Below are 24,465 nucleotides of genomic sequence, written 5' to 3' on the forward strand. Positions count from 1 at the left end.
CGGACCCGTGCTGTCGATTTCCCGGCGCCGCGCCATCTGCTAATCCTTGTAGCGATGTACCCCACCCTGACGAGGTTCCAGTCATGACCCCCGCCCTCGCTTCCCGCATCTCCCGCCCGCTGGCCTTGCTGACTGCCACACTCATGGCGCTCACGCTGGCCGGCTGCGGCATCAACAACATTCCCACCTACGAGCAGAGCGCCAAGGCCGCGTGGTCGGAGGTGCTGAACCAGTACAAGCGGCGCAGCGATCTCATCCCGAACCTCGTGGAGAGCGTGAAGGGCTTCGCCGAGCAGGAGCGCAAGGTGCTGACCGACGTGACGGAAGCCCGCGCGAAGGCCGTCAGCGTGCAGGTGCCCGCCGACATCCTCACCAACCCGGACGCGATGAAGCAATTCCAGGATGCGCAGAACACGCTGGGCGGCGCGCTGCGTCAGCTCCTCGCCGTGGTCGAGCGCTATCCGGACATCAAGTCGGGGCAGAACTTCCTGGCGCTGCAGAGCCAGCTCGAGGGCACCGAGAACCGCATCGCAATCGCGCGGCGCGACTACATCCAGGCCGTCCGCCAGTACAACACCGAGATCACGACCTTCCCGGGCCGCCTGTGGAAGTCGTTCCTCTATCCTTCGGCTGCCGTGATGGCGACGTTCGACATTCCGGCGGAAGAACAGAAGGCGCCTAAGGTCGATTTCGGCACGAGCAAGTGAGCGCAAGAGCTGCCCGGCCCCTGATCGCTTCGTTCACGGCGGCGCTTTCAGCGCTCGCCGTGAGCGTGCTTCTGTGCGTGGCCGCTTACGGCGCTCCCACCTTCCCGCAACTCACCGGACGCATCGTCGACGAAGCTGGGATCCTTTCGGCCGAGGATCGCAGCGCGCTCGAAGCCGAGCTCAAGGCACTCGAGGAAAAATCGACCGACCAGCTCGTGGTGGTGACGGTGCCGTCGCTCCAGGGCTACGAGATCGAGGAGTTCGGCTATCAGCTCGGGCGTCACTGGGGCATCGGGCAGAAGGGCAAGGACAACGGCGTTCTGCTGATCGTCGCGCCGAACGATCGCAAGGTGAGGATAGAGGTCGGCCGCGGCCTCGAACCGCTCATGACCGACCTCATGAGCAAGATCATCATCGAGAACGCGATCGTGCCGGAGTTTCGCCGCGGTAACTTCGGCGCGGGCATTCGCGCCGGCGTTCGCGACATCAAGGACACGCTGCTGGGCGATGCGGAGGAAGTGAAGGCGCGCGCGCGCGGGCTCGACAAGGGCGATGGGCCCGACTGGCTCGGCTTGCTGATCATCGCGTTCTGGATCGCGATCTTCATCTACATCGTCTACGCGCAATCCCGCTACGCGGCGCAGGCCCCGCAGACGCTCGGCCGCGACCAGCGGCGGCGCGCGCGGCGCGGCCAAGACGGCGGGATCGTCATATTCCCGGGCGGCGCTTCCGACTCCTGGGGCGGCGGATGGTCCGGAGGTGGCGGTGGCGGCTGGTCGGGCGGCGGTGGTGATTTCGGCGGCGGCGGCGGTTCGGGAAGCTGGTAAAGCAAGGATCGGGTCCGATGGGACTTCTGTTTTCTGAGACGGACGAGCATCGCATCGCGGAAGCCATCACGCGTGCCGAGCGGCAGACGTCCGGCGAGATCGTGGCGGTGGTGGCATCCGAGAGCAGCACGTATCTCTACGCGCCGTTCCTGTGGGCATCCGTCATCGCGCTCCTCGTGCCGTGGCCGCTCATTCTCTGGACGTGGTGGCCCTCCGCCTGGATCTATCTCGCGCAGGTCGCGGCCTTCGCCCTCGTGCTCGCCGTCGCGCTGCCGCGTCCCGTTCGCTACTGGCTGGTGCCGCGGCGCATCAAGCGGCTTCGCGCGCACCGGCGCGCGCTCGAGCAGTTCGTCGCGCAAAACCTGCATACGACCGCGGGGCGCACCGGCGTTCTGATCTTCATCTCGGTTGCCGAGCGGCACGCAGAAATTCTCGCCGACGCGGGCATCGAGGCGCGCGTGCCGAAAGGAACGTGGCAGGAGATCGTCACGCGGCTCACGGCTGCGTTCACGGCCAAGCGCCACGCGGAGGGCTTCATTGCGGCCATCGAGGACGTGGGCGGGCATCTCGCCACGCACTTTCCGCCCGGGTCGTGCGATGCCAACGAGCTGCCCGATCACCTCATCGTGCTGGACGCAAACTGATCCGGCGGGCGCCGTTAAAACGCGCATCTCAGTCGAGGGTCAGCACGATTTTTCCAACTGCCTCGCGGCGGTCGAGTATTCCGATGGCTTCGCGGATCTTTTCCAGCGGGTAGGTGGCTTGAATGCGCGGATCGAGCTTGCCCTCCGCGACCCAGCGCAGAACCTCGATCATGTTGGCGCGATGACGCTCCGGGTGGCGGCGCACGGCCTCGCCCCAGAATACGCCAATGGCGTCGGCTCCCTTCAGCATCAGCAGATTGAGCGGGATCTTCGGGATGTCACCGGCCGCAAAGCCGACGACGAGAAAACGCCCCTGCCATGCGAGCGCGCGGATCGCGGGCTCCGCATACTTGCCGCCGACGCAGTCGTAGACCACGTCCACGCCGCGACCGCCGGTCAGATCCTTCAAGGCCTGCTTCAGATCGACCGCGTCGTAATTCACTACGTCGTCGGCGCCGAGAGCCTTGCAGATTTCGAGCTTGTCGTCGGAGGACGCAGCGGCGATGACACGCGCGCCCAAGAGCTTGGCGACCTCTATCGCGGCTTGTCCCGCGCCGCCCGAAGCGCCGAGGATCGCGACGGTCTCGCCGGGCTTCACACGGCCGCGATCCTTGAGGCCGTGAATGGCCGTGCCGAAGGTGACGCTCACGGCCGAGGCGACGGGAAAGGAGACGGATGCGGGAACCGGGATCAGGCTTTCGGCCGCGATCACGATCTTCTCGCGCGCGCCGCCATAGCTGACCGCAGCCGCGACACGTTCGCCGGCCACGACGCCGGTCACACCCGGCCCCACACGCTCCACCACGCCCGCGATCTCACCCGAGGGCGAGAAGGGAAGGGCGGGCTTGGTCTGGTATTTTCCCCGGGTGATCAAGGTGTCGAAGAAATTGAGCGCGGCGGCGTGGACACGCACCACGACTTCGCCGGGGCCGGCCTCCGGATCGGCAATCTCCTCCACGACCAGGGCCTCGGGGCCGTCTAGGCTCTTGCAAAGGGCCGCCTTCATGTGTGACCTCCCGAAACGAAATTCCGAGGATCTCTAACCGGAGACCTCTTTCAAGGCGAGCCTCTTCATGACCACCCCTGCCTGGCCCCCCAAATCCCGCGGCTATTTCGCCATCGGCGCCGAACGTTCGTCCAAGGCCCTGAACCTCGGCAACCTGATGCGCTCGGCGCACGCGTTCGGGGCACACTTCACGTTCACGATCGGGGCGCAATACCAGGCACTCGAGGCACGCGCCGACACCTCGAAGGGACATTGGCACCTGCCGCACTACAACTGGCAGACTGCGGGCGAGATGGTGCTACCCAAGGGCTGCAAACTCGTGGGGATCGAGCTTCTGGACGAGGCGGTGGCTCTGCCGAGCTTCCGTCATCCGCTGCAGGCCGCCTATATTCTCGGGCCGGAACGCGGCTCGCTGTCCGCGGAGGTTCTCGAGCGGTGCGATTTCACCGTCAAGATCCCGACCAGCTTTTGCGTCAACGTGGCGATGGCCGGGGCGATCGTGATGTACGACCGCGTGAAGAGCATGGCGCACTTCGCGGAGCGGCCGGTCTCAGAAGGCGGACCCTCCGCAGTCTCCGGATCGGTTCGGACGGATGGTCACCGAAAGGGACGGACGGACGGGTGACAGGGTGGCGCCTCAACTCGTATAAGAGGCCAGATTCGTCAGAATAGGGGGCTGTCGATCCGCGCATGACATCGTCTCATACGATCCCGACGCTCCTCTCCGGTCTGCTGCTTTTGTGGGCTCTTCCGGCCGGTGCGCAAACCGCGACCGAAGGCGCGCTCGAAACAGGAAAGTTCGGCGACTGGATCGTGCATCGCAATGCCGGCGATGGCCCGAAGATCTGCTTTGCCGCCACACAGCCCAGGATCAAAGAACCGGCCGGCGCCAACCGGGCCAAGATCGTGCTCTATGTTTCCGCCTGGCCCAAGGAAGGCGTAAAGTCAGAGGTCTCGATCAAGCTCGGCTATCGCATCAAGCCGGACAGTCCGGTCGCGGTGACGGTCGGCACGGATTCGTTCCAGCTTTTCGCCGAGGAAGATCGGGCCTACGTCTCCGACGCCACGGAGGAGCTGAAGCTGATCGAAGCCATGAAGAAGGGATCGAAGCTCGTCGTTCAGGCAACGTCCAGCAAAGGCACGCAGACGACGGACACCTATTCTCTCAGCGGGCTCGGTCAGGCTCTCCAGGCGATCGCATCGGCGTGTCCGTGAGGCCTGCGCTCCAGGGCTTTCATGAGACCAATGATTCACGCTTCGGACTGATAGGGTCCGAAGCGATCATGGGACTTCAATGAGACCGATGATTCACGCTTCGGACTGATAGGGTCCGAAGCGATCATGGGACTTCAATGAGACCGATGATTCACGCTTCGGACTGATAGGGTCCGAAGCGATCATGGTCTAGCGCACGCGATCCGGATTGCGGAGCTGCACGTAGATCGCGCCTTCGCCGCCGTGGGGGATGGCGGCAGTCGTAAAGCTCACCACCACGGCGCGCAGCTCGGGCTCTCCGAGCCACATCGGAACGTTGCGGCGCAGCACGCCGCGCTCGGACGATCCGAAAATATCGTCATCGCGCTGGGCCCGCGGTCCGCCTTTGCCGGTGATGACCAGCACCCAGCGCAGCCCGCGCCTGTATGCCGACATGAGAAAGTGGCGGAGCGCGACGTGCGCCTCGTTCTGGCGCATGCCATGCAAGTCGATGCGCGCTTCGATCTCGATTTGCCCTTGGCGCAGACGGCGTGCCGACTTGCGATCGAACGTCATCAGCTCCGGCGGGGAGCGGGATGGCGCGGGCGGCGACGCAGATGTGGCGGCGTGTTTCGCGCCAGCGGTGTGGGGTTCTGCGTGAGATTTCTTTGCAGCCTTGCCTTTGGGCTCGAACAGCTCAAAGGCGTCCGGATCGAACACCGCATCCGCGAGGTGGCGCTGCTTCTTCACCTTCAAAGGCTCTAGACTCGAGGCGGTGTGCTCCCAGAAGGCTTCGTCCTCCTTCGTAAGATGGCGCCGGCGCGGCGGATGCGTCGGCTTCTTCATGGGAGCGGCTGCTCGCGCGGCAGCAGCACGAAAAAGCGGCCCGCGTGCTTGGTCGTGCCCGCAAGCGCGCCCGCCTCCGTCCCGGAACCGAAATAGATATCGCCGCGCTCTGGGCCCCTGATGGCCGAGCCCACGTCCTGGGCGATCATGAGGCGCGCAAAACCTTCCTCTCCTCCCCAGAGCTTCAAGTCGGGCGCCGTGACGAACACCGGCGTGCCGATGGCGTGGAAGCCGGTGTCGACGGCGAGGCTCCGGCCGCTCGACAGCGGGATCTCGAGCGCGCCGAGGGGGCCGTCGTCCTCGTTCTCGAGTTCGCGGAAGAAAATGAAGGACCGGTTCTCCTGCATGACGCGGCGGCCGCGCTCCGCATCGGCCGAAAGCCACACCTTGAGCGCATCAAGCGACATCTGGTCCGCCGTGAACTGACCCGCGTCGATGAGGTGGCGTCCGACGGAGGTATAGGGATGACCGTTCTTGCCGTCGTAAGTGATGCGCACGGTCGTGCCGTCCGGAAAGCGGATGCGGCCCGAGCCCTGAATGTGCATGAAGAATGTGTCGACAGGATCCGAAAGCCAGACCAGCTCCAGCCCCTGGCCTTCGAGCGCGCCGCCTTCGATCTCGGCCCGCGTCGCGTAGGGCTCGATGCCGCTCGCCGTCTTGCGCGCATGGGTGAGGCCGTCTGCGAGCGCGCCGCGCTCGGCTTCGCCCACGAGGTTCACCAGATCGGGCGGGCGGCGATAGACGGGAATGGAGAACGCATCGGTTCGGGTTCGTGAGCCCGGAAGGACCGGCTCATAATAGCCGGTGAGCACCCCCCCGGCCCCGCGGCGCTCGACCCGGTGGGGGACGAAGCTCTCTTCGAAGAAGGCACGAGCCCCGGCCGCTGTCGTAATGCCGGCGGCACGAGCCGCGGCCCGGCGGACGGCGGCGACAAGCGCTTCATCGGCTGTCCTGGTCTTGCCGGATGCAACGCCGGCCGGCCGCTCGAAAGCCTTTGCGGACCGGATGAACGCCTTGAACGCCGCCAGGTGATCATCCGCCTCCCAGCCCGGCAGATCCGAAAAGCGGAGGGGCACGAGCCGCAAATCCGGCAAGGCCTGCTCAGACGATTGTGCTCCAAGCGGCATGGTCGGTCGTTCGGCTCAGACGGACGTCGTTCAGATTCGCGGGATCAATTCGGCGCCTGGGTGCCGACCAGCTTCCAGTTCAGATTTCTCCGGGCATCCTTCGTGGAGATGTCGCGGGAGAACGTCCAGATGTCGGTGACATCCTTGATGCGGGAGTCGTCCCCATCAATGATGGTGCCGGCCTTGTCGCGCGTGGCGCTGATCAGCTGGCTCACGAAGCGCACCGTGATGCTGGCGACGCCCTTGGGGCTCACCTCGGCTTCCAGGATGTCTGCCTTGTTGATGCCGACGAAGCTCTGGTCGATAACCTGTCCGCGCTGCTCACGCTCGGTGATCGCCCGGTTGAAGCTATCCAGAACGTCCGCGCTCAGGAGATCACGCAACATGCGCCGGTTGCCCTCGGCGAAGGCCGTGACGATCATCTCGTAGGCCTGACGCGCGCCGCGCAGGAAGTGGTCCGGATCGAACTTCGGATCGAGCTTCAGGATGTCCATCATCCGGGTGGCGAGCGCGGTATCCTCGCCGGCGAACGACTTGATGCGGGCCTCGACCTCGGCCACGGAGACGGCGGCATCCGCCGGCTCCACGTCCCGGTCGCGGCGGGGCAACGTCACCACCTTGTCGGACTGCGATTGAGCCGCGGTTTTCTGCATGCTGGCTTCGCGCCTGCGCTGCTCGATCCGCGTATCCTCGTCACCGGTCTTGCGGCCGAGAACGCTCCTCAGCTTCACGATCGCGACAATGGCAACGATGAGGGAGAGAAGCGTCAGAAGATTGATTTCGCCATTCATTATCTGCAGCTTCCTGGCAAGGCCCACGCAACATGGGGCGTTTGCCCTGATGTAAGATCGCTCTTGAAGTTCGTCCAGGCGTGCCAAATCCGGGCCGCGAGGAAAACCGCAGGCGGAGGCACACTCATCATGTCGCTCAACTTAGGCCACAACGTGGGAGAAGCCAACATTCTTGCGGTCAGAACCACGTGAGAGGGCCAAGTTCGGGACATTGGCCGATTGCCGCGCCGCCCTCTCCGTGATAGCCAGCTTGCCGTTCACGATATCCCTTGTGTCAGAACGGCGCGGGTCCCCGCCCGGATCGGCACGCCCTCAACATAAATCGAAAGCTTCCCGACTATGGCAGACAAGACCAAAGGCAGTCCTCCAGCCTCCGATGGCGGCGATCAGCAGGCACAACAGCCGATCGAGGCCCAGGTCGTCGGCCAGTTCATCAAGGATCTCTCGTTCGAGAACCCGAGCATCGGTAAGCTTCTGGAGGGCCCCTCCGAGACTCCGAACATCAAGCTCGAGATCAACGTCGCCGCCAAGCGGCTGCAGCAGCCCGAACTCTACGAGAGCGCCATCGACTTCAAGGCCGTCGCCTCCACCAAGGACGGCACGATCTACGATCTCGAAATCGTCTATGCGGGCCTGTTCCGGCTCCGGAACATCCCGGAGCAGGCGCTGGAGCCGTTTCTGCTGATCAACTGCCCGACGCTGATCTTCCCGTTCCTGCGCCGTCTCGTGGCCGACATCACGCGCGAGGGCGGTTTCCCTCCTCTGCTGCTGGACCCCATCGATTTCGCGCAGCTCTTCGTGCGCCGCAAGCAGGAGATGGCGGCGTCGGCCTCCGGCAAGCCGAACTGATCTAGATCTGCTGACCCAGATCTTTCCGCTTCAGGCCCGAAAGGGTCTGAAGCGCCTGCTCAGGATTTCGCCGCGTCGTCCGGGGCGAAATAGCGCTTCCAGAGGGCCTTGGGACCCAGCGTCTCGACGAAGGCCCGATGGGCGGCGATCAGCTCCGCCGTGAGCCGCGGCTCCAGCGGCACGGGCCGCGGGCCGCGTATGGCCACACCGTTCACTTGCGCCCCGCGACCGGCACGGCCTCTTTCGGCTTGCAGTCCGAAGCTCGCCTGCCGCTCACCCAACAGCTCGACATAGACCTCGGCCAGCAGCAGGGAGTCCATCAAGGCGCCGTGCTTGATGCGCTTCGAGTTGTCGATACCATAGCGCTTGCAGAGCGCATCGAGGCTGTTGGGGCCGGCGGGATGCTTGCGCCTAGCGAGCTGAAGCGTATCGACCACGCGGCTCATCGAGATGGCCGGGTGTTTCAGACGCTCGAGCTCCATGTTCAGGAAGCCCACGTCGAAGGTCGCATTGTGAATGACGAGAGCATCCTGGCCGATGAACTCGAGGAACTCGCCAGCCACCTTCGAGAAGACCGGCTTATCGACCAGAAACGCGGTCGAGATGCCATGCACTGCCTCGGCCTCCGCCGGAACGGAGCGCTCGGGATTGATGAAGCGATGGAACTCCTGCCCGGTCGGGATGCGGTTGACCAGCTCGATGCAGCCGATCTCGATGAGACGGTCGCCCTTGCGCGGATCGAGGCCGGTGGTTTCGGTATCGAGAACAATCTCGCGGAGCATTGAGGAGCTTTCACATCGAACGCGAGACTGGGATGACCGAATACATGAAATTCGCTTGTCCGGCTCGGGGCCTTTCAGGCGACGCCTGGCGTGGCGATGATGCTTATCGCCAATGGCGCGCGTAGGCGTCGGCCGGCATCGAGCGCAACGCGGAGAGAATAGCATCGACCTGGGCCTCGCTGTCGGCCAGGGTGCCCCCCGTATCCACAACGAAATCGGCCCGATGCCGCTTCATGGAATCCGGCATCTGCCGCTCGAGCAGAGCGTCAAGCCGTTCGTCCGTCATGCCGGGGCGTTCGAGAACGCGGGCTCGCTGAAGATGCCCGGGCGCCGAAACCACGACGACCGCATCCACCTGTGCATCCAGCTCCGTTTCGAGGAGCAGGGGGATTTCCAGTACGGCCACCTTGTCGCCCCGGGCAGCCGCGGCCCGGAGGAAATCCTGCTCCCCCTTGCGAACGAGCGGGTGCACGATCTTCTCCAGGATGCGAAAGCGCTCCGCATTGTTGGCGAGCACGGCCGCAAGGCGCGCCCTGTCAACGCGGCCATCGGCAGTCGTGCCGGGGAACGCCGCCTCGATCCTGGAAACCGCCTCGCCCGCATAGAGGCGATGGACCTCCGCGTCCGCATCGAACACCGCTATCCCCCGCTCGCGGAACATGGCCGCGATCGTGGATTTACCCATGCCGATGGATCCTGTGAGGCCGAGGATCTGCATCACACGGCCTCAATGTCGGCGGCGATCAGATCATAGAGCTCGTCAGTGACCTCCGGGCGCAAGCCGAACCATTTTTCGAATCCCGGCACGGCCTGGTGCAAGAGCATGCCGAGACCATCGACCGTGCGCAATCCATGGCGGCGCGCCTCACGAATGAAAGCGGTCTCGAGCGGAACGTAGACGATGTCGGACACGATGCAATCAGGGTGAAAATCGGTGAAGTCCATGTCCAGGCTGCCAGCGCCCTTGAGACCGACAGAGGTCGTGTTGACCAAAACGGCGGCCTCGGTTGACGCGCGGGAGCGCTGGTCCCACGGCAGAACTTTCACGCGCGGTCCGAAAGTCTGCGCGAGGGCTTCGGCGCGTTCGACAGACCTATTGAAGATGCGGACTTCCGGCACGCCAGCCTCGAGAAATCCGTAGACGATGGCGCGGGCGGCGCCACCGGCTCCCAGAATGGAAACCGGCGCGTCGCGACGGCCCCAGTCTTCGGCTTCACGTCCGAGATAGGTCATGTAGCCATAGGTGTCGGTGTTGGCGGCGCAGAGACAGCCGTCTTCGAGCCACAGCGTGTTGGCGGCGCCGACAGCGATCGCGGACGCATCGCGGTTGGCTGCGAGACGGAAAGCGGCTTCCTTATGAGGAATGGTGACATTGCAGCCAGCCAGCCCTTCGGCTGCGAGCCCGTTGAGGAACGCTTCGATTTCGCCGGGAGACACCGCGCGCTTGGTGTAGGTGCCGTCAATCCCGTAGTGCTTCAGCCAATAGCCATGGATGATGGGCGAGCGCGAATGCTCGATGGGCCAGCCGATGACGCATGCGTGTTTCATGTGGCGAGCATCCCCCGGCGCCGCAACTCGTGCAACACGGGCAGCAGCGGAAGGCCCAAGATGGTGCTGTGGTCACCCTCGACGTTTTCGAACAGTTGCACTGCCGGTCCCTCGATCTGATAGGCGCCGACAGAGGTGAGCACCACGCCGCCAGCGCGCGCGAGGTAGCTGTCGAGGGCGGCTTCGCTGAAGGCGCGCATCGTCAAATGCGCGGTCTCGACATCCTTCCAGAGCACCACGCCGTTCGCGGCCAAGGCGGTCGCCGAGTGCAGGGCGTGCGTCTTTCCGCGAAGCGCGCGCAGGCAATCGCGGGCCTCGGCAATCGACTTTGGCTTCTCGAACACCACGCCTTCGAACGAGAGAACCTGGTCGGCACCGATTACGAGCGCACCCGGATCTTGCATGCTCACCGCTAACGCCTTTTGCTCAGCGAGCGTGAGCGCGATCAATTCGTGGGAGACGGCCGGGACCGCGGCGAGCAGACGGCCGCGAATGGCCGCTTCGTCCACATCCGCGGCGCGGACCTCGAAATCTACGCCGGCCGACGCCAGAAGTGCGCGTCGTGTGGCGCTGCCGGATGCGAGGACAAGCCTCGACTTATCAGCTGTCATGGTTCGATCCGGCGCTCGATTCAGCGGTCGCGTCGTCGGAGTTCACCTCGAGCTCGCCTGCTTTCTTATCCTGCAGGAGGCGGATGATGGTGGCGGCCGTTTCCTCCACCGAACGGCGGGTGACATCGATCACCGGCCACCCATGCTTGGCGCAGATCTTCCGGGTGTGGGCGATCTCGGCGGCGATTCGGCTTCGGTCCACATAGTCGTCGAGATCCCGGTCCGCGAGGAGGAGCGCGCGGTTGCGGCGAACCTCGGCGATGCGATCCGGGCTCGCGATCAGGCAGACCACGAAAGCGGAATGCTGGCCCGCGATCTCCTCCGGGAAGGGAAGCGACGGCACGATCGGAACGTTGGCCGTCTTGTATCCGCGCTGGGCGAGATAGATGCTGGTCGGCGTTTTCGAGGTGCGCGAGATGCCGAGCAGGATGATGTCCGCCTCGTTGAGATCCGTCGGCAGACGGCCGTCGTCGTGCGCCATCGTAAAGTTGAGCGCGTCGATGCGGCGGAAGTAGTCGGCGTCGAGGACGTGCTGGCCCGCGACCGTCGGCGTCTGAGGCGCGCCCAGGTAAGACTCGAACACCTGCATGATGGGCTGCAGCACGGCGAGGCAGGGAACCTTCAGCTCCTTGCAGCGCTGCTCGAGCTCCGCGATCAGCGTGAGGTTCACGATCGTATAGAGAACGATGCCCGGCGCCTGCTCGATCTCCTGCAACACGCGCTTCAACTGCCGCGCGTTGCGCACCAGCGGATGCACGTGCTCGATGGGGCGGATCTGCGCATACTGGACGGACGCGGCCTTGGCGATGGTAGTCAGCGTCTCACCGGTCGAATCCGAGACGAGATGAAGATGGAAGTAGCTCGGCTGGCTGTTGGCCATCTGTGGATCAAGAGCCTTCTTGTTCTGTGGGTCGGGAGGCGGCTCGGCTGTCGCTGTGGGTTCGGGGCGAGTTGTCCACGGGGATACCCCGAATATGCGCGATGTGAACTGTTTTTCTCACGAGTCCAGGCCGGCTGTTGATTGCCGTGTCTTCGACACTCCCTCATTCGTAATCAACACGGTATCCCCAGCGCACGGGAGCAATGGCGCCGGGGCAAGTGGTTGACTCTCATCGCGTGTTCCGGGCCTAGTGGCACCCTGTCCCCGCGGCACGCAACAGATTGCGTGGTCGTTCGTTCCTGGGGCAAAAGGCAGGGGACAGACGTGGGACAAGGCCGCCATGCCCGAAACTCACGCCCCTAATAGCAATAACAACAACTAGAAGACTCTTAGTTATTTATTGAAGGGAAGGTTATGGCCGACAGCGCGGAGCGTGGGACGAAGGCGGTTGCCGAGCGGCGGTTTCTGAAACCGTTCAAGGGAGAGGTGCTCGACGTTCCTCCGATCTGGCTCATGCGACAGGCAGGGCGCTATCTTCCGGAGTACAAGGCCACGCGCGCGGAAGCGGGGAGTTTTCTCAAGCTCTGCTATACGCCGAAGCTGGCGGCCGAGGTGACGTTGCAGCCGATCCGGCGCTACGGGTTCGATGCGGCCATTCTGTTCTCGGATATTCTGGTGGTGCCGGATGCGCTGGGCCAGGGTGTGCGGTTCGAGGAGGGCGAGGGGCCGAAGCTCGATCCTGTGCGCTCGGCCGGAGATCTGAAGCGGCTCGATCTTGCGGCGACATCTTCGAAATTCAGCCTCGTTTGCGAAACGGTTGCCCGGCTGCGGCAGGATTTGCCGGCCGAGACGGCGCTGATCGGGTTCTGCGGCGCTCCCTGGACGGTCGCGACCTACATGGTGCAGGGGGAAGGCTCGACGGATCAGGCGGAAGCGCGGCTCTGGGCCTATCGCGATCCGGAGGGGTTCGAGCAATTGATCGACCTCTTGGTGACGGCCTCGATCGACTATCTCGATCAACAAGTTAAGGCGGGTGCCGATTGCCTGCAGATTTTCGATACCTGGGCGGGCGCGCTGCCGGATGATGAGTTCGACCGCTGGGTGGTGGCGCCGACGCGCGCGATCCGCGAGGCGATCAAGGATCTACATCCCGATATTCCGGTGATCGGCTTCCCGCGCGGGGCGGGTGCGACGGCGGTTTGGTACGTGTCGGAGACAGGGGTGGACGGCATCGGGTGCGATACGGCGACGCCGCCGTTCGTGATGAGCGAGGCGTTCGACGAGGAGGACGTGGTGATCCAGGGCAACCTCGATCCCCTGCTTCTGGTCGCGGGCGGCGAGCGGCTCGACGAGCGTGTGGATGAGATCCTCGATCTCATGCGGGACAAGAGATTCATCTTCAACCTGGGCCATGGAATCGTGCCACAAACGCCGCCGGAAAACGTCGGGCGGCTGGTCGAGCGCGTGCGGGCGAAACGTTAAGGTTTTGATTTGTCTCTAAATTGCGGGTGGTGATGGTTGAAGCCAGCAGACAGGATGCTTCTCCCGGAAAGCGGGCGGCGGTGGCGCTGGTCGTTACGGCGGCGCTTGGTGTCGCGGCAGCGGTGATCGCCGGGCCGGCGGCCTATCTCTGGCTGAAGGCGGTGCATGTGATTGCCATCATTTCCTGGATGGCCGGCATGCTCTACCTGCCGCGCCTCTTCATCTACCACTGCGATGCGCAGCCCGGCTCGCAGATGTCGGAGACGTTCAAGGTGATGGAGCGGCGGCTGCTCAGGATCATCATCAATCCAGCCATGATTATTGCCTGGGTGATCGGCCTTTGGCTCGCCTGGCAGGGTGGGTTTTTCCAGTCGGGCTGGCTACACGCCAAACTGGCGCTGGCGCTGGGGCTTTCCGGGGTTCATGGTTACTTTTCTGCTGCCGTGCGCAGGTTTGCCGAGGATCGCAACACGGTGACGGCGCGCCAGTGGCGGATGTGGAACGAAGTGCCGACAGTGCTGATGATCGGTATTGTCATTCTGGTGATCGTGAAACCGTTTTAGGATTTTGGCGTTTCACTCGGGACCTTCCGCTTGTCGAATTCGTTTGCTATATAGGGGTTAGATCGAATCGGCTCCTGGTCTCTCCGGCCAGAGAGTAGGCTGCACAGCGCACCTCGCTGTCGCCAAACGGCGCGGCTCTCCCAGCCACCACCCACATTCCCCACCCCAGGCCCGGCACTGCCCTCTCCCACCTTGTCTGCCGTGGCCGCCATGGAGCGGTTTCATGACCGAGATGAAGCTCGAGGACCTCAAGCTCAAGTCCCCTACCGAGCTCTTAAGCTTTGCCGAGGAAGTCGGCGTCGAGAATGCCAGCACGATGCGCAAGCAGGAGCTGATGTTCGCGACGCTGAAGCAGCTTGCGGCGAAAGACATCGAAATCACCGGCGTTGGAGTCGTCGAAGTGCTGCAGGACGGCTTCGGCTTCCTGCGCTCGCCGGATGCCAACTATCTGCCCGGACCTGACGATATCTATATCTCGCCCTCCCAGATCCGCCGCTTCGCCTTGCGCACCGGCGATACAGTCGAGGGCCAGATCAGAAGCCCGAAGGAAGGCGAGCGCTACTTCGCTCTACTCAAGGTCAACCGGATCAACTTCGAAGATCCCGAAGCGACCAAGCATAAAATTCATTTCGATAACTTGACGCCACTCTATCCGACGAGCTGGCTCAAGATGGAAATCGAAGATCCCACCATCAAAGATCTGTCGGCCCGTGTGATCGACATCGTCGTGCCGCTCGGCAAAGGCCAGCGTGCCCTGATCGTCGCGCCGCCGCGCACCGGTAAGACGGTGCTGCTTCAGAACATCGCGCACTCGATCACCGCCAATCACCCCGAGTGCTACTTGATCGTTCTTCTGATTGACGAGCGTCCCGAGGAAGTCACCGACATGCAACGCTCGGTGAAGGGCGAGGTGATCTCTTCGACCTTCGACGAGCCGGCTTCGCGCCACGTGCAGGTGTCCGAGATGGTGATCGAGAAGGCCAAGCGCCTGGTCGAGCACAAGCGAGACGTGGTGATCCTGCTCGACAGCATCACGCGCCTTGGACGTGCCTATAACACGGTGGTTCCGTCCTCCGGCAAGGTGCTCACGGGCGGCGTCGACTCCAATGCTCTGCAGCGTCCGAAGCGCTTCTTCGGTGCGGCCCGCAACATCGAGGAGGGTGGTTCGCTCACCATCATCGCGACCGCGCTGATCGATACCGGCAGCCGCATGGACGAGGTGATCTTCGAAGAGTTCAAGGGTACCGGCAACTCGGAAATCATTCTCGACCGCAAGGTCTCCGACAAGCGCGTGTTCCCATCGATCGACGTGGCACGTTCCGGCACCCGCAAGGAAGACCTGCTCGTTCCGAAGGATCAGCTCAAGAAGGTGTATGTGCTCCGGCGCATTCTCAACCCGATGGGCACGATGGACGCCATCGAGTTCCTCATCGACAAGCTGCGCTCGACCAAGACCAACGGCGAGTTCTTCCAGTCGATGAATACGTGAGATGCAAAGGCCGCGGTTTCCGCGGCCTTTTTTGTCGGTCTGCTCCGATCTTTCATGAAAAAGGGCCGCTCTCGAAGCGGCCCTTTCTGCATTCCGGACTTGTATATCGACCGCTACTCGGCGGCGTCGTGGATGGCGCGGGCCTGTGCGGCGGCCGTCACCGGCCGTTGAGGCTGGCCGTTGCCGGGCTTGTAGTGGATCGGGAACAGAACCTGCTCCATGTAGCCCTTGGGGAACTCCGGCACCTCGTCGATGCCCATGTCCTTCGCCGTGATCGGACGCGGCGGCTCCGCATGGAAGGTGCCGAGCATGCGATCCCAGATGGTGAGGAACAGCCCGAAGTTGCAGTCGCCCTCCTTGCCCCAGTTCACGTGATGCAGGTGGTGGATCTGGCCGATCGAGAGGTGGTTGCGGAACGGTCCCAACGCGTAGGCCACATTCGAGTGCTGGATGATGAGCTGCACCGAGATGGCAAAGCCGAGCAGGAGCGCCACGTGGACCGGCATACCGGCGATGGCGAGCGGAGCCGTACCCAGCACGAGGTCCACGACCTGGTGCAACGGGTGGCGAACCAGGCCATTGAAGCCATAGAGGCGGGAGACACCGTGATGCACGGCATGCAGACGCCAGAGGAATGAGAAGCGGTGGCTCAGGTAGTGCAGGAACATCAGGGCGAAGTCTGCCAGCACCATGGCCATCAGAAGCTGCGCCCACACCGGCCAATCCCGCGGCCAGATACCGGCGTTGAGGCCGCCCGAGAATAGCCAGCCCATCAGCGGAATGGTGAGGATGCCGTTGAGGTTCTGCATCTCGTAAACGATGGCATGGATGACGTTGGTCTTCTCGTCACCGTGCGACTCGTTCCACTCGTCGTACCAGGGAAGAATACGCTCCGCGACAAAGGCGGTACCGATCGCGATCAGCATCAGAAGCGCGATCCACGCGTAGGAATGTCCGTTGGTCACGACGTAATAGGCGGCGCCGTTCAGACCGAAGAACATGAACGGGAAATACCCGTACCGCACCAGATTACGTAGAAATCCAGACGTCATTGGAACCTCGTCATCAATCCTTCCGGCATTTCATACGCTTGCAACAGTACGCGTGGCTTGTATGAAGCCTAACTGTGGTAAACGCGGATTTCACACCATTTTTTGTCATTGTACTCGTAAGAAAACTTGATCTTACGCAATTGAGCGCAACTCGTAGACAAGGTGTCGCAGATCGGACTCAGTCGATACGGGCCGGGAGCACTGGGGACCGAGACACGTATAGGCGGCTGATCTTCCGTCGACTGCCGATTTTCCGTGGAGGGCTGGCGGGCCGACCTCACCCACGGTGCCGGAGACTTCGATCTCGAGTGCTCCGGGCACGGACAGACTGTGAACGACGGATCGTAGATCGGTACTGGGATCGTTCTGGCCCCTTACTAATACAATGAGTTGTGGAGACAAGAGGTCTATTGCCGCGGCCAGAAGGCCCGTGTGGCCGGCGAGATTGCGCGCGATGTCAGCCGAGAAAGTGCGCATGATCTGCTCGGCCCGTTGAACGTAACGCGTGTTGCCGGTCAGGGTTCCGAGGTGGACCAGATTGGAGACCATCACCCCGTTGGCCGACGGGGTGGCATCGTCTCCGGAAGATTTGAGCCGGACGATCACATCCCGGGTATCGTCGGCGGCCGTAAAGTAGCCCCCGCCGTCATCGGCCCAGTAGTGTCTATCGAGCACATCGGTCCATGCCGTGGCGCTGGTCAGGTAGCCTCCGTCGCCCGTCGCCTGATAGAGGCGGAGGGCTGCCCAGATCATGTTGGCGTAATCACTGGCCGTTGCCGGCGCCCGGCCCTGACCGTGGCGCACCGCGTGAACGAGGCGACCGGAGACCGTCATCTTTTTCTCGACGAAGGTGAAGGCTTGTTTTGCCATCGTCACCCAGTCTGACCGATCGAATACGGAGCCTGCACGGGCGAGCGCTGCGATCATCAACCCGTTCCAGTCGGCCAGAACCTTGTCGTCCCAGCCCGGGCGGATACGTTTGGCGCGGACCTCGAGAAGCTTTTCGCGGAGTGCTGCGAGCTTCTCCTCCTCGGCCGGCGCTTCGAGCCCCTTGTCCTTCAGCCGGTTCAGGATGGTGTGGCCTTCCCAGTTCCCCTCCGGGGTGACGTCATAGGCGGCGTTGAAGATCACGGCGTCCTCTGCGCCGAGCACGGATGCGATCTCCTCCGCCGACCAGACGTAGAACTTGCCTTCCTCGCCCTCCGAGTCCGCATCCAGCGCCGAGGCGAAGCCGCCGCCCTCGACCACCATCTCGCGGGCGATCCAGGCGACCGTCTCCTCGATGCGTTTCGCGAGCAGGGGGCTCCTGGTCTCGCGCCACACCTCCGTCATCAGGTCGATCAGCAGCGCGTTGTCGTAGAGCATCTTCTCGAAGTGAGGGACGAGCCAGAGCTCGTCCACCGAGTAGCGCGCGAAGCCGCCGCCCAGATGATCGTAGATGCCGCCCTGGCACATGCGCTCCAGCGTGGTGACGACGGCCGCCTTGGCAGGCTCGTGGCGGTAGCGGATCGCGCCGCGCCAGAGGAGCCAGAAGAAACTCCATTGCGGAAACTTGGGTGCGCCTTCGATGCCGCCCCGAATGGAATCGACCGCGCGGGTGAGGCGCTGGGTGATCTCGCGAAGAAGGGGATCGGTCACCGCCGATCCGTCGATCTCGCCGCTTCGCTGGGAGAGGGCGTGAACGAGCGCCTCGGCATTACCCGCCACCTTCTCCGGCTCGTTGCGGTAGATGCCGGATATGCGCTCGAGCACGTCCACGAAGGAGGGGCGACCGTAGGCTGCGAACTTCGGGAAGTAGGTGCCGCCCCAAAAGGGGCGCGCGTCGCTGTCGAGGAACATGGTGAGCGGCCACCCGCCTTGCTGACCGAGGCGGTGAAGGGCGCCCATGTAGATGGCGTCGATGTCCGGGCGCTCCTCGCGATCGACCTTGATGTTCACGAAGTGATCGTTCATCACGCGAGCCGTCACCTCGTCCTCGAAGCTCTCGTGAGCCATCACATGGCACCAGTGGCAGGCCGAATATCCGACGGAGAGCAGGATCGGCTTGCCGGTGCGCTTGGCCTCGGCCAGGGCTTCCGGTCCCCATGCCCACCAGTGGACAGGGTTCTCCGCGTGTTGAAGAAGATAGGGGCTGCTCTCTTCGGAAAGGCGGTTGCGGCTCATGGTAGGGTCCTGTCGCTTGTCCTGTGTCTCAGATGAGCGCGCACAGCACGAAGACGTTCCGATTCATTTCTTACGGTGCCGAGACTAGCCATGGCCCAATCCTCAGAGCCAACCATTTTCGCGCTGGCCAGCGCACCGGGGCGTGCGGGGGTCGCGGTGGTGCGCATCTCCGGGAGCGGTGCCGGGCGGGTGATCGACTTCATGGCCGGTCCGCGCGCGGAAGCGCGCCGCGCCGTGGGGCGCTTCGTCCGTCATCCTGAAAGCGGCGAGAAGCTGGACCGCGGCGTGGTGATCTGGTTCCCCGGACCCAAGAGCTTCACCGGCGAGGATGTGGCGGAGCTTCACCTGCACGGCGGACGGGCGGTGGTGGACGCGGTGCTCTCGGCGCTGTCCATCATGCCGGGATTGCGGATGGCCGAGCCCGGCGAGTTTGCGCGCCGCGCGTTCGAGGCGGGGAAGCTCGATCTCGCGGAGGTGGAGGGGCTTGCCGATCTCATCGATGCCGAGACGGAGGGGCAACGTCGGCAGGCTCTCGCCCAGGCCTCGGGTGTGCTGTCGGATCTCTACGACGGGTGGCGTGCCAGCCTGATCGAGGCGCTTGGTCTCATCGAAGCAGGGCTCGATTTCGCCGATGAAGGCGACATCGGCGCCAAGACGTTCACCGATGCACGAGCCATCATCCAGGTGCTCGCGCGTGCGGTGAACCATCACCTCGAGGATGGTCATCGCGGAGAGATCCTGCGCCACGGGTTTCGGGTGGCGCTCACGGGCCCGCCCAACGCCGGGAAGTCGAGTCTCCTGAATGCGCTGGCGCGGCGCGACGTGGCGATCGTTTCTGCCGAAGCCGGGACGACCCGCGACGTCGTCGAAGCGCGGCTCGATCTCGGCGGCCTCCCTGTGATCGTCTCGGATACGGCGGGCTTCCGGGATGCGGAGGGGGCCATCGAGCGGGAAGGCATGCGGCGGAGCAAGGCGGTGGCGGAGGCGGCCGACCTGGTGCTGTGGCTGACCGATGCGACCGAGCCGCAGACCTTGCTGCCGCCGGACCTCGCGGCCGTAGCCGACCGGACGCTGCTCGTGCTCAACAAGATCGATCTCCTGCCTGGCGGTGAGGCGCCTGCCTTGCCTGACGACATGGTGCCGCTTTCGGTGGAGACGGGCGCGGGTGTCACGGAGCTCATCGAGCGCCTTACGGTGATCGCTCGCGAGCGGATCGGTCACCAGGAGGAGCCCGCGCTCACACAGGTCCGTCACCGGAAGCTCGTCGAGGCGTGCCGGGACAATCTCGATGCGTTCCTGCTGGGTTCACCGGATGAGGTTGAGCTTCGCGCGGAGGATCTGCGCCGTGCGGCGGATGCGCTGGGGCGCATCACCGGACGGGTGGACGTGGAGGACGTGCTGGATCACATCTTCGGCCGTTTCTGTATCGGGAAATGAGCGCGCATTTCGGCATGAAGTGTTTCACGTGAATCCTCCGGTTCCGGATAATGAATATCCGGCGGACGGTTCAGAAAGGCGCGTCGATGCCGGAGCATTTGGTCCGGAATTTCCGGTGGCGATGGATTTTCGGCACGGAATGTTTCACGTGAATCCGTCCGTCCGTCCGGGCTTGAGCGCGTGCGCGCGCTGCCGGATCGTGCACGCGCATCGGAGACGCGGTTGCTGTTTGTCGTGCCGCCGGATGCTTCGTCCGGCATAATTTGTTTCACGTGAATCCATTTTTCCGGCGAAACGGCATCCAATGTTTCACGTGAATCCAAAATTGCGCGTTTCGCGCCGACAATGCGGCACGCGATGTTTCACGTGAATCATCGAAACGGCTCTATCGGCTGACGAGGCCGGACATGATTTCGGAGTTGGATGCCAGCGCCGACATGCCCGGGTCCTCCTCGGCGGCCGGGGCGGTGCGGGCGATCTGTCCCTTTGGCTGGCAGCGCTCCTTCGCCAGAGTGAGGAGGTATTCGTTGCGCTGGGAGAGTGCGCGCGCCTCCTGTCCCGCTGCGTCCTGAAAGTCGAGGCCGAGCCAGGCGGGCCAGGCCATGAAGCCGACGATCCCGGCGGTGACGTTCTGCCCGAACTTCCACTGCTGCTCGGTGGCCAGATCGGAGATCTTCTGGTTGTTGACCTTGGTCTCTGCCGCGATCTGGTCGCAAGCTATGCTGCGGTCGGTGGCATGGAAGAGGGGCGGGATCTGCGGTGCGCGCCCGGCGCAGGCGCCGAGCGTGAGGGTGAGCAACGCAATGCTTCCCGCTTGGTACTTCGACATCGATAGCCCCCGGACAATCGCGACGGGGCTAGCCTGCGGGTGACAAAGTGGCGCCGGCAAGATCGGTGCGACATAGACCTGTGCGTTGTCCTCCGTATCCACATGAAATGGGGCGGAGGCGTTCGGAGAAGGGAGCCTGCGACAGGGATGCGGGTCGCTTTGACCGTGGAGCCACCCTCCTGTATCTCTCCGCCATTGTTGCAGGCGCGCAGGATTGGGTGATCGGCAGATGGCCGAGAGAAGCTTCGACGTGATCGTTGTCGGTGGCGGCCACGCGGGTGTGGAAGCCGCGGCTGCGGCTGCGCGCATGGGCGCCTCGGTGGCGCTCGTCACCCACCGTTTCGAGACCATCGGCGAGATGTCGTGCAATCCGGCTATCGGCGGTCTCGGCAAAGGTCATCTCGTGCGGGAGATCGATGCGCTCGACGGGCTCATGGGGCGCGTCGCGGACGCGGCAGGCATTCAATTCCGCCTTCTCAATCGTTCGAAGGGACCGGCGGTGCAGGGGCCGCGCGCGCAGGCCGACCGGGCGCTCTATCGGGCGGCGATGCAGCAGGCAATCCGGGAGACCGGTGGTCTTGTGGTCATCGAAGGCGCGGTCGAGGACCTGGTGGTGACTGGCGATGTGGTCGGCGGGATCATCACCCAGACGGGCGAGCGAATGCTGGCCGGTTCCGTGGTGTTGACGACTGGAACATTTCTCAATGGTCTCATCCACTTAGGAGATCAGACTCATCCGGCCGGACGGGTGGGCGACGCGCCCGCGCTGAAGCTCTCCGAGCGCCTCTATGGGCTGGGGCTCAAGATGGGCCGTCTCAAGACCGGCACGCCAGCGCGGCTCGATCGCCGGTCGATCGACTGGGATGGTCTTCCGCAGCAGGAGGCGGATGCCGATCCGGTGCCGTTCTCTTTTCTGACGAACGCAATCACCAATCCGCAAGTGACGTGCGCGATCACCACAACCAGCGAGGCGACGCACGCGATCATACGCGCCAATCTCGCGCGTTCGCCCATGTACTCCGGGCAAATCGCCTCGCGCGGTCCCCGCTATTGCCCGTCGATCGAGGACAAGGTGGTGCGGTTCGCCGACCGCAGCGCGCATCAAGTGTTCCTGGAGCCGGAAGGCCTCGATGACGACACCGTCTATCCGAACGGGGTCTCGACGTCGCTTCCGGCCGATGTGCAGGAGGCTTTTCTCAAGACACTTCCGGGACTTGAGAAGGTTGTCCTCAAGCGTCCAGGCTATGCGATCGAGTACGACTACGTCGATCCCCGCGAGCTTCTGCCGACTCTCGAGACCAAGCGGCTCAAGCGGCTTTTCCTTGCGGGGCAGATCAACGGCACGACGGGATATGAGGAGGCGGGCGCGCAAGGCTTGGCCGCCGGCATCAATGCTGCGCTCGTTGCGGCAGGGGGCGTGCGTACGTTCGTCGTGTCGCGCGCGGATGCCTATCTGGGCGTCATGATCGACGATCTCGTCACGCGGGGGGTCACCGAGCCCTATCGCATGTTCACGTCGCGGGCCGAGTATCGTTTGCGGCTTCGCGCAGACAATGCAGATCAACGACTTACGCCAATGGGCGAACAAATCGGCTGTGTGACCTCGTTACGTTCACGGTCGTATTCCAATAAAAACAAGATGTTATCAGAAATAGCTAATGTTCTTTCTCAAAAAACGCTCACACCGACAGAAGCGGAACGAAACGGAATCGAAATCAACAAGGACGGAAGGCGGCGAAACGCGTTCGAGCTTCTCTCTTATCCTGACATGACTTTCCGCCGCTTGGCTGAGATTTGGCCTGAGCTGGCGAATTTCGATCCGGCGCTTGCGGCTCAGACAGAAATTGACGCTCGGTACGACTCCTATGTGCGCCGGCAGGAGGCGGACGTGGCGGCGCTCAAAAAGGACGAGGCCATCGCCATTCCGGCGTCTTTTGATTATGCAACTCTGCCGAGTCTCAAGGCAGAGCTTCGGGCTAAGCTCGAAGCGCAGCGGCCGGCTACGCTGGCCCAGGCCGGAAAGATGGAGGGCATGACGCCGGCTGCGCTCATGCTCATTCTGGCCACGCTCAAGAAACAAATTCCGCGGAAACGCGCGTCATGACAGCGGCTTCGGGGGCTTCCGGCCGGATCGATACGGCGGAGGCGTTTCAGGGCGCCTTTGCCGTTTCACGTGAAACGATAGACCGGCTTCGCACCTACGAGGCGCTGCTCAGGAGCTGGCAAAAAGTCATCAATCTGGTTTCGCCTACGACCCTGGACGAAATCTGGCACCGGCATTTTGTGGATTCGGCCCAGCTTCTGGCGTTCGCGCCCGAGGGAGCAAAAAACTGGCTCGATCTGGGCTCGGGCGGCGGCTTTCCGGGTCTCGTGCTGGCAATTTTGCTCGCGGAGAAAAATTCCGACGCCCGAATGACCCTGGTCGAGTCCGATACGCGCAAGGCGGCTTTCCTCGGCGAGGTGGCCCGGAAAACGGGGCTTGCTGTGGAGATTCGCGGGGAGCGGATCGAAAAGTCCGCGACTCAGGCTAAGTCTCAGATAAAAGACGTGATCACGGCGCGTGCGCTGGCGCCTTTGCCGAAGCTTCTGGGGCTCGTTCAGCCGTTTTTTTCTCCCCAGACCGTGGCCTTGTTTCCTAAAGGCCGGGACGCGGAGGCGGAAGTCAGCGAGGCAGAACGGCAGTTCGCCTTCGATTACACGCTTGCTCCGAGCCTGACGGACGCTCAGGCGCGCATTGTGATAGTGCGAAATTTGGCTTTGAGGACGGAGGGTTAGACCCGTGACTGGCCTCGGTACGAAACTTAGGGCGCTGGCGGTCGCCAATCAGAAGGGCGGCGTCGGCAAGACCACGACAGCGATCAATTTGGGCACGGCGCTGGCCGCGATCGGCGAGCGCGTGCTTGTTATCGACCTCGATCCGCAGGGAAACGCCTCGACCGGCCTCGGCGTGCCGCCGGAAGCGCGGACGCGGACATCTTATGATGCCGTAGTGGGCACGGTTAGCCTCTCGGAAGCGGCGGTTCAGACTGCAATTCCTGGACTTTTTGTCGTTCCGGCGAACTCGGACCTAGTGGGTCTCGAATCGGATCTCTCGGGCGATGTGAGCCGTGCTTACAAGCTTCGCGACGCGGTGGCAGCGCTGGCCGCGCAATCTCGCGGCAAGCCGGCCGATCAGGCCTTCAAATACGTACTGATCGACTGTCCGCCCTCGCTCAACATCCTGACTTTGAACGCGCTGGCTGCCGCGGATGCCGTTTTGGTACCCGTGCAGTGCGAATTTTTCGCGCTGGAAGGTATTTCTCAGCTCAAGGACACGATCGACCAGATCCGCGCGACGCTCAATCCGAGCCTGGAAATCCAAGGCGTCGTGCTGACCATGCATGACGCGCGGACCACGCTTTCGCGCGAAGTCGCGGACGAAGTCCGGGCCTTCTTCGGCCCCAAGGTCTACGAATCCGTGATTCCGCGAAATACGCGGGTCGCGGAGGCCCCGTCGCACGGCAAGCCGATCCTGCTTTACGATTACGATTGCGCCGGGAGCCAAGCCTATATCCGTCTCGCGACCGAGATCATCGAGCGCGAACGTCAAACCAAAGCCGCGTAATGGCCTCTAAAACATAAGTTTTTCGTCGTGCTTC

General features: G+C 63.5%; 26 protein-coding genes. 13 read left to right on the plus strand and 13 right to left on the minus strand.

Translation table 11 applies throughout. From position 1 onward, the window contains the following. Positions 1–83 precede the first annotated feature (83 nt). Genes PE058_RS01670 through PE058_RS01680 form a run of 3 tightly spaced genes read left to right on the plus strand, consistent with a single transcriptional unit; the run spans position 84 to position 2,178 of the window. The gene (locus PE058_RS01670; RefSeq protein WP_020085813.1) at positions 84–707 is read left to right on the plus strand and encodes a LemA family protein; all 624 of its coding nucleotides are present in this window, start codon (positions 84–86) and stop codon (positions 705–707) included. After that, the gene (locus tag PE058_RS01675; protein ID WP_020085814.1) at positions 704–1,534 is read left to right on the plus strand and encodes a TPM domain-containing protein; all 831 of its coding nucleotides are present in this window, start codon (positions 704–706) and stop codon (positions 1,532–1,534) included. The genes PE058_RS01670 and PE058_RS01675 overlap by 4 nt, the downstream gene beginning before the upstream one ends. A 17-nt stretch (positions 1,535–1,551) precedes the next feature. Further along, complete coding sequence (locus PE058_RS01680; protein ID WP_271029682.1) at positions 1,552–2,178, plus strand: TPM domain-containing protein; 627 nt, start codon at positions 1,552–1,554, stop codon at positions 2,176–2,178. A 28-nt stretch (positions 2,179–2,206) separates the two neighbouring features. Here the strand turns inward: PE058_RS01680 and PE058_RS01685 are convergent, their stop codons facing one another. Further along, positions 2,207–3,184 (minus strand): NADPH:quinone oxidoreductase family protein, encoded by a 978-nt coding sequence (locus PE058_RS01685; protein ID WP_020085816.1) that lies wholly within the window; start codon positions 3,182–3,184, stop codon positions 2,207–2,209. A gap of 67 nt (positions 3,185–3,251) precedes the next feature. Between PE058_RS01685 and PE058_RS01690 the strand changes: the two genes are divergently transcribed. Further along, complete coding sequence (locus tag PE058_RS01690) at positions 3,252–3,809, plus strand: RNA methyltransferase (RefSeq protein WP_020085817.1); 558 nt, start codon at positions 3,252–3,254, stop codon at positions 3,807–3,809. 65 nt (positions 3,810–3,874) lie between these two features. After that, positions 3,875–4,399 (plus strand): invasion associated locus B family protein, encoded by a 525-nt coding sequence (locus PE058_RS01695; protein WP_020085818.1) that lies wholly within the window; start codon positions 3,875–3,877, stop codon positions 4,397–4,399. Positions 4,400–4,588: 189 nt separating this feature from the next. On the opposite strand, the gene PE058_RS01700 is transcribed toward PE058_RS01695, so the two are convergent. From PE058_RS01700 to PE058_RS01710, 3 genes are read right to left on the minus strand one after another with little or no spacing between them, the layout of a single operon-like run. Continuing rightward, positions 4,589–5,224 carry a Smr/MutS family protein gene (locus tag PE058_RS01700; RefSeq protein WP_020085819.1) on the minus strand — a complete coding sequence of 212 codons (636 nt, stop codon included), beginning with the start codon at positions 5,222–5,224 and terminating at the stop codon, positions 4,589–4,591. After that, positions 5,221–6,351, minus strand: a complete 1,131-nt coding sequence (gene mltA / locus PE058_RS01705; protein ID WP_271029683.1) for a murein transglycosylase A — start codon at positions 6,349–6,351, stop codon at positions 5,221–5,223. Before mltA ends, PE058_RS01700 begins: the two co-directional genes overlap by 4 nt. Before the next feature lie 44 nt (positions 6,352–6,395). Next, on the minus strand, positions 6,396–7,142 hold the full coding sequence (locus PE058_RS01710; protein WP_020085821.1) for a Tim44/TimA family putative adaptor protein: 747 nt from the start codon (positions 7,140–7,142) through the stop codon (positions 6,396–6,398). Between the two features lie 339 nt (positions 7,143–7,481). On the opposite strand from PE058_RS01710, the gene secB reads away from it, so the two are divergent. Then, the gene (gene secB, locus PE058_RS01715; RefSeq protein WP_020085822.1) at positions 7,482–7,991 is read left to right on the plus strand and encodes a protein-export chaperone SecB; all 510 of its coding nucleotides are present in this window, start codon (positions 7,482–7,484) and stop codon (positions 7,989–7,991) included. A 59-nt stretch (positions 7,992–8,050) separates the two neighbouring features. Here the strand turns inward: secB and dnaQ are convergent, their stop codons facing one another. From dnaQ to PE058_RS01740, 5 genes are all read right to left on the minus strand, one after another. Continuing rightward, the gene (dnaQ, locus tag PE058_RS01720) at positions 8,051–8,773 is read right to left on the minus strand and encodes a DNA polymerase III subunit epsilon (RefSeq protein WP_020085823.1); all 723 of its coding nucleotides are present in this window, start codon (positions 8,771–8,773) and stop codon (positions 8,051–8,053) included. Positions 8,774–8,876: 103 nt separating this feature from the next. Beyond that, positions 8,877–9,491: a dephospho-CoA kinase gene (gene coaE / locus PE058_RS01725; protein ID WP_020085824.1), complete on the minus strand. Its 615-nt coding sequence runs from the start codon at positions 9,489–9,491 to the stop codon at positions 8,877–8,879. Then, a complete protein-coding gene (locus PE058_RS01730) occupies positions 9,491–10,321 on the minus strand; it encodes a shikimate dehydrogenase (RefSeq protein WP_020085825.1) in 831 nt (276 codons plus the stop codon). The genes coaE and PE058_RS01730 overlap by 1 nt, the downstream gene beginning before the upstream one ends. After that, complete coding sequence (locus PE058_RS01735; protein WP_271029684.1) at positions 10,318–10,932, minus strand: Maf family protein; 615 nt, start codon at positions 10,930–10,932, stop codon at positions 10,318–10,320. The genes PE058_RS01730 and PE058_RS01735 overlap by 4 nt, the downstream gene beginning before the upstream one ends. Continuing rightward, entirely contained in the window at positions 10,922–11,812 is an 891-nt protein-coding gene (locus PE058_RS01740) for a pyruvate, water dikinase regulatory protein (protein ID WP_020085827.1), read from the minus strand. Before PE058_RS01740 ends, PE058_RS01735 begins: the two co-directional genes overlap by 11 nt. 414 nt (positions 11,813–12,226) lie before the next feature. Here PE058_RS01740 and hemE point away from each other — a divergent pair, with 414 nt between their 5' ends. The 3 genes from hemE (at position 12,227) to rho (ending at position 15,346) form a co-directional block, all read left to right on the plus strand. Further along, on the plus strand, positions 12,227–13,294 hold the full coding sequence (hemE, locus tag PE058_RS01745; RefSeq protein WP_020085828.1) for a uroporphyrinogen decarboxylase: 1,068 nt from the start codon (positions 12,227–12,229) through the stop codon (positions 13,292–13,294). A 32-nt stretch (positions 13,295–13,326) separates the two neighbouring features. Then, on the plus strand, positions 13,327–13,857 hold the full coding sequence (gene hemJ / locus PE058_RS01750; RefSeq protein ID WP_271029685.1) for a protoporphyrinogen oxidase HemJ: 531 nt from the start codon (positions 13,327–13,329) through the stop codon (positions 13,855–13,857). 223 nt (positions 13,858–14,080) lie between these two features. Next, positions 14,081–15,346, plus strand: coding sequence for a transcription termination factor Rho (gene rho / locus PE058_RS01755; protein ID WP_020085830.1), 1,266 nt, complete (start codon positions 14,081–14,083; stop codon positions 15,344–15,346). Between the two features lie 113 nt (positions 15,347–15,459). Here rho and PE058_RS01760 read toward each other — a convergent pair whose 3' ends face one another. Together PE058_RS01760 and PE058_RS01765 are read right to left on the minus strand one after the other, a co-directional pair. Then, entirely contained in the window at positions 15,460–16,398 is a 939-nt protein-coding gene (locus PE058_RS01760; protein ID WP_271029686.1) for a sterol desaturase family protein, read from the minus strand. Positions 16,399–16,530: 132 nt separating this feature from the next. Then, positions 16,531–18,561, minus strand: a complete 2,031-nt coding sequence (locus PE058_RS01765) for a thioredoxin domain-containing protein (RefSeq protein ID WP_271029687.1) — start codon at positions 18,559–18,561, stop codon at positions 16,531–16,533. A 90-nt stretch (positions 18,562–18,651) separates the two neighbouring features. Here PE058_RS01765 and mnmE point away from each other — a divergent pair, with 90 nt between their 5' ends. After that, entirely contained in the window at positions 18,652–19,998 is a 1,347-nt protein-coding gene (gene mnmE, locus PE058_RS01770) for a tRNA uridine-5-carboxymethylaminomethyl(34) synthesis GTPase MnmE (RefSeq protein WP_271029688.1), read from the plus strand. Here mnmE and PE058_RS01775 read toward each other — a convergent pair. Together PE058_RS01775 and PE058_RS01780 are read right to left on the minus strand one after the other, a co-directional pair. After that, positions 19,965–20,321, minus strand: coding sequence for a hypothetical protein (locus PE058_RS01775; protein ID WP_271029689.1), 357 nt, complete (start codon positions 20,319–20,321; stop codon positions 19,965–19,967). The genes mnmE and PE058_RS01775 overlap by 34 nt on opposite strands. 62 nt (positions 20,322–20,383) lie before the next feature. Beyond that, positions 20,384–20,827: a hypothetical protein gene (locus PE058_RS01780; RefSeq protein ID WP_020085835.1), complete on the minus strand. Its 444-nt coding sequence runs from the start codon at positions 20,825–20,827 to the stop codon at positions 20,384–20,386. Between the two features lie 229 nt (positions 20,828–21,056). Here PE058_RS01780 and mnmG point away from each other — a divergent pair, with 229 nt between their 5' ends. The 3 genes from mnmG to PE058_RS01795 are packed head-to-tail and all read left to right on the plus strand — an operon-like array spanning position 21,057 to position 24,431. Further along, positions 21,057–22,931 (plus strand): tRNA uridine-5-carboxymethylaminomethyl(34) synthesis enzyme MnmG, encoded by a 1,875-nt coding sequence (mnmG, locus tag PE058_RS01785; RefSeq protein WP_271029690.1) that lies wholly within the window; start codon positions 21,057–21,059, stop codon positions 22,929–22,931. Further along, positions 22,928–23,602 carry a 16S rRNA (guanine(527)-N(7))-methyltransferase RsmG gene (gene rsmG / locus PE058_RS01790; RefSeq protein ID WP_020085837.1) on the plus strand — a complete coding sequence of 225 codons (675 nt, stop codon included), beginning with the start codon at positions 22,928–22,930 and terminating at the stop codon, positions 23,600–23,602. The genes mnmG and rsmG overlap by 4 nt, the downstream gene beginning before the upstream one ends. A 4-nt stretch (positions 23,603–23,606) precedes the next feature. Next, entirely contained in the window at positions 23,607–24,431 is an 825-nt protein-coding gene (locus tag PE058_RS01795) for a ParA family protein (protein ID WP_271029691.1), read from the plus strand. Positions 24,432–24,465 lie beyond the last annotated feature (34 nt).

The organism is Hyphomicrobium sp. DMF-1, from assembly GCF_027886585.1.
Taxonomy (GTDB): Bacteria; Pseudomonadota; Alphaproteobacteria; order Rhizobiales; family Hyphomicrobiaceae; genus Hyphomicrobium_C; species Hyphomicrobium_C zavarzinii.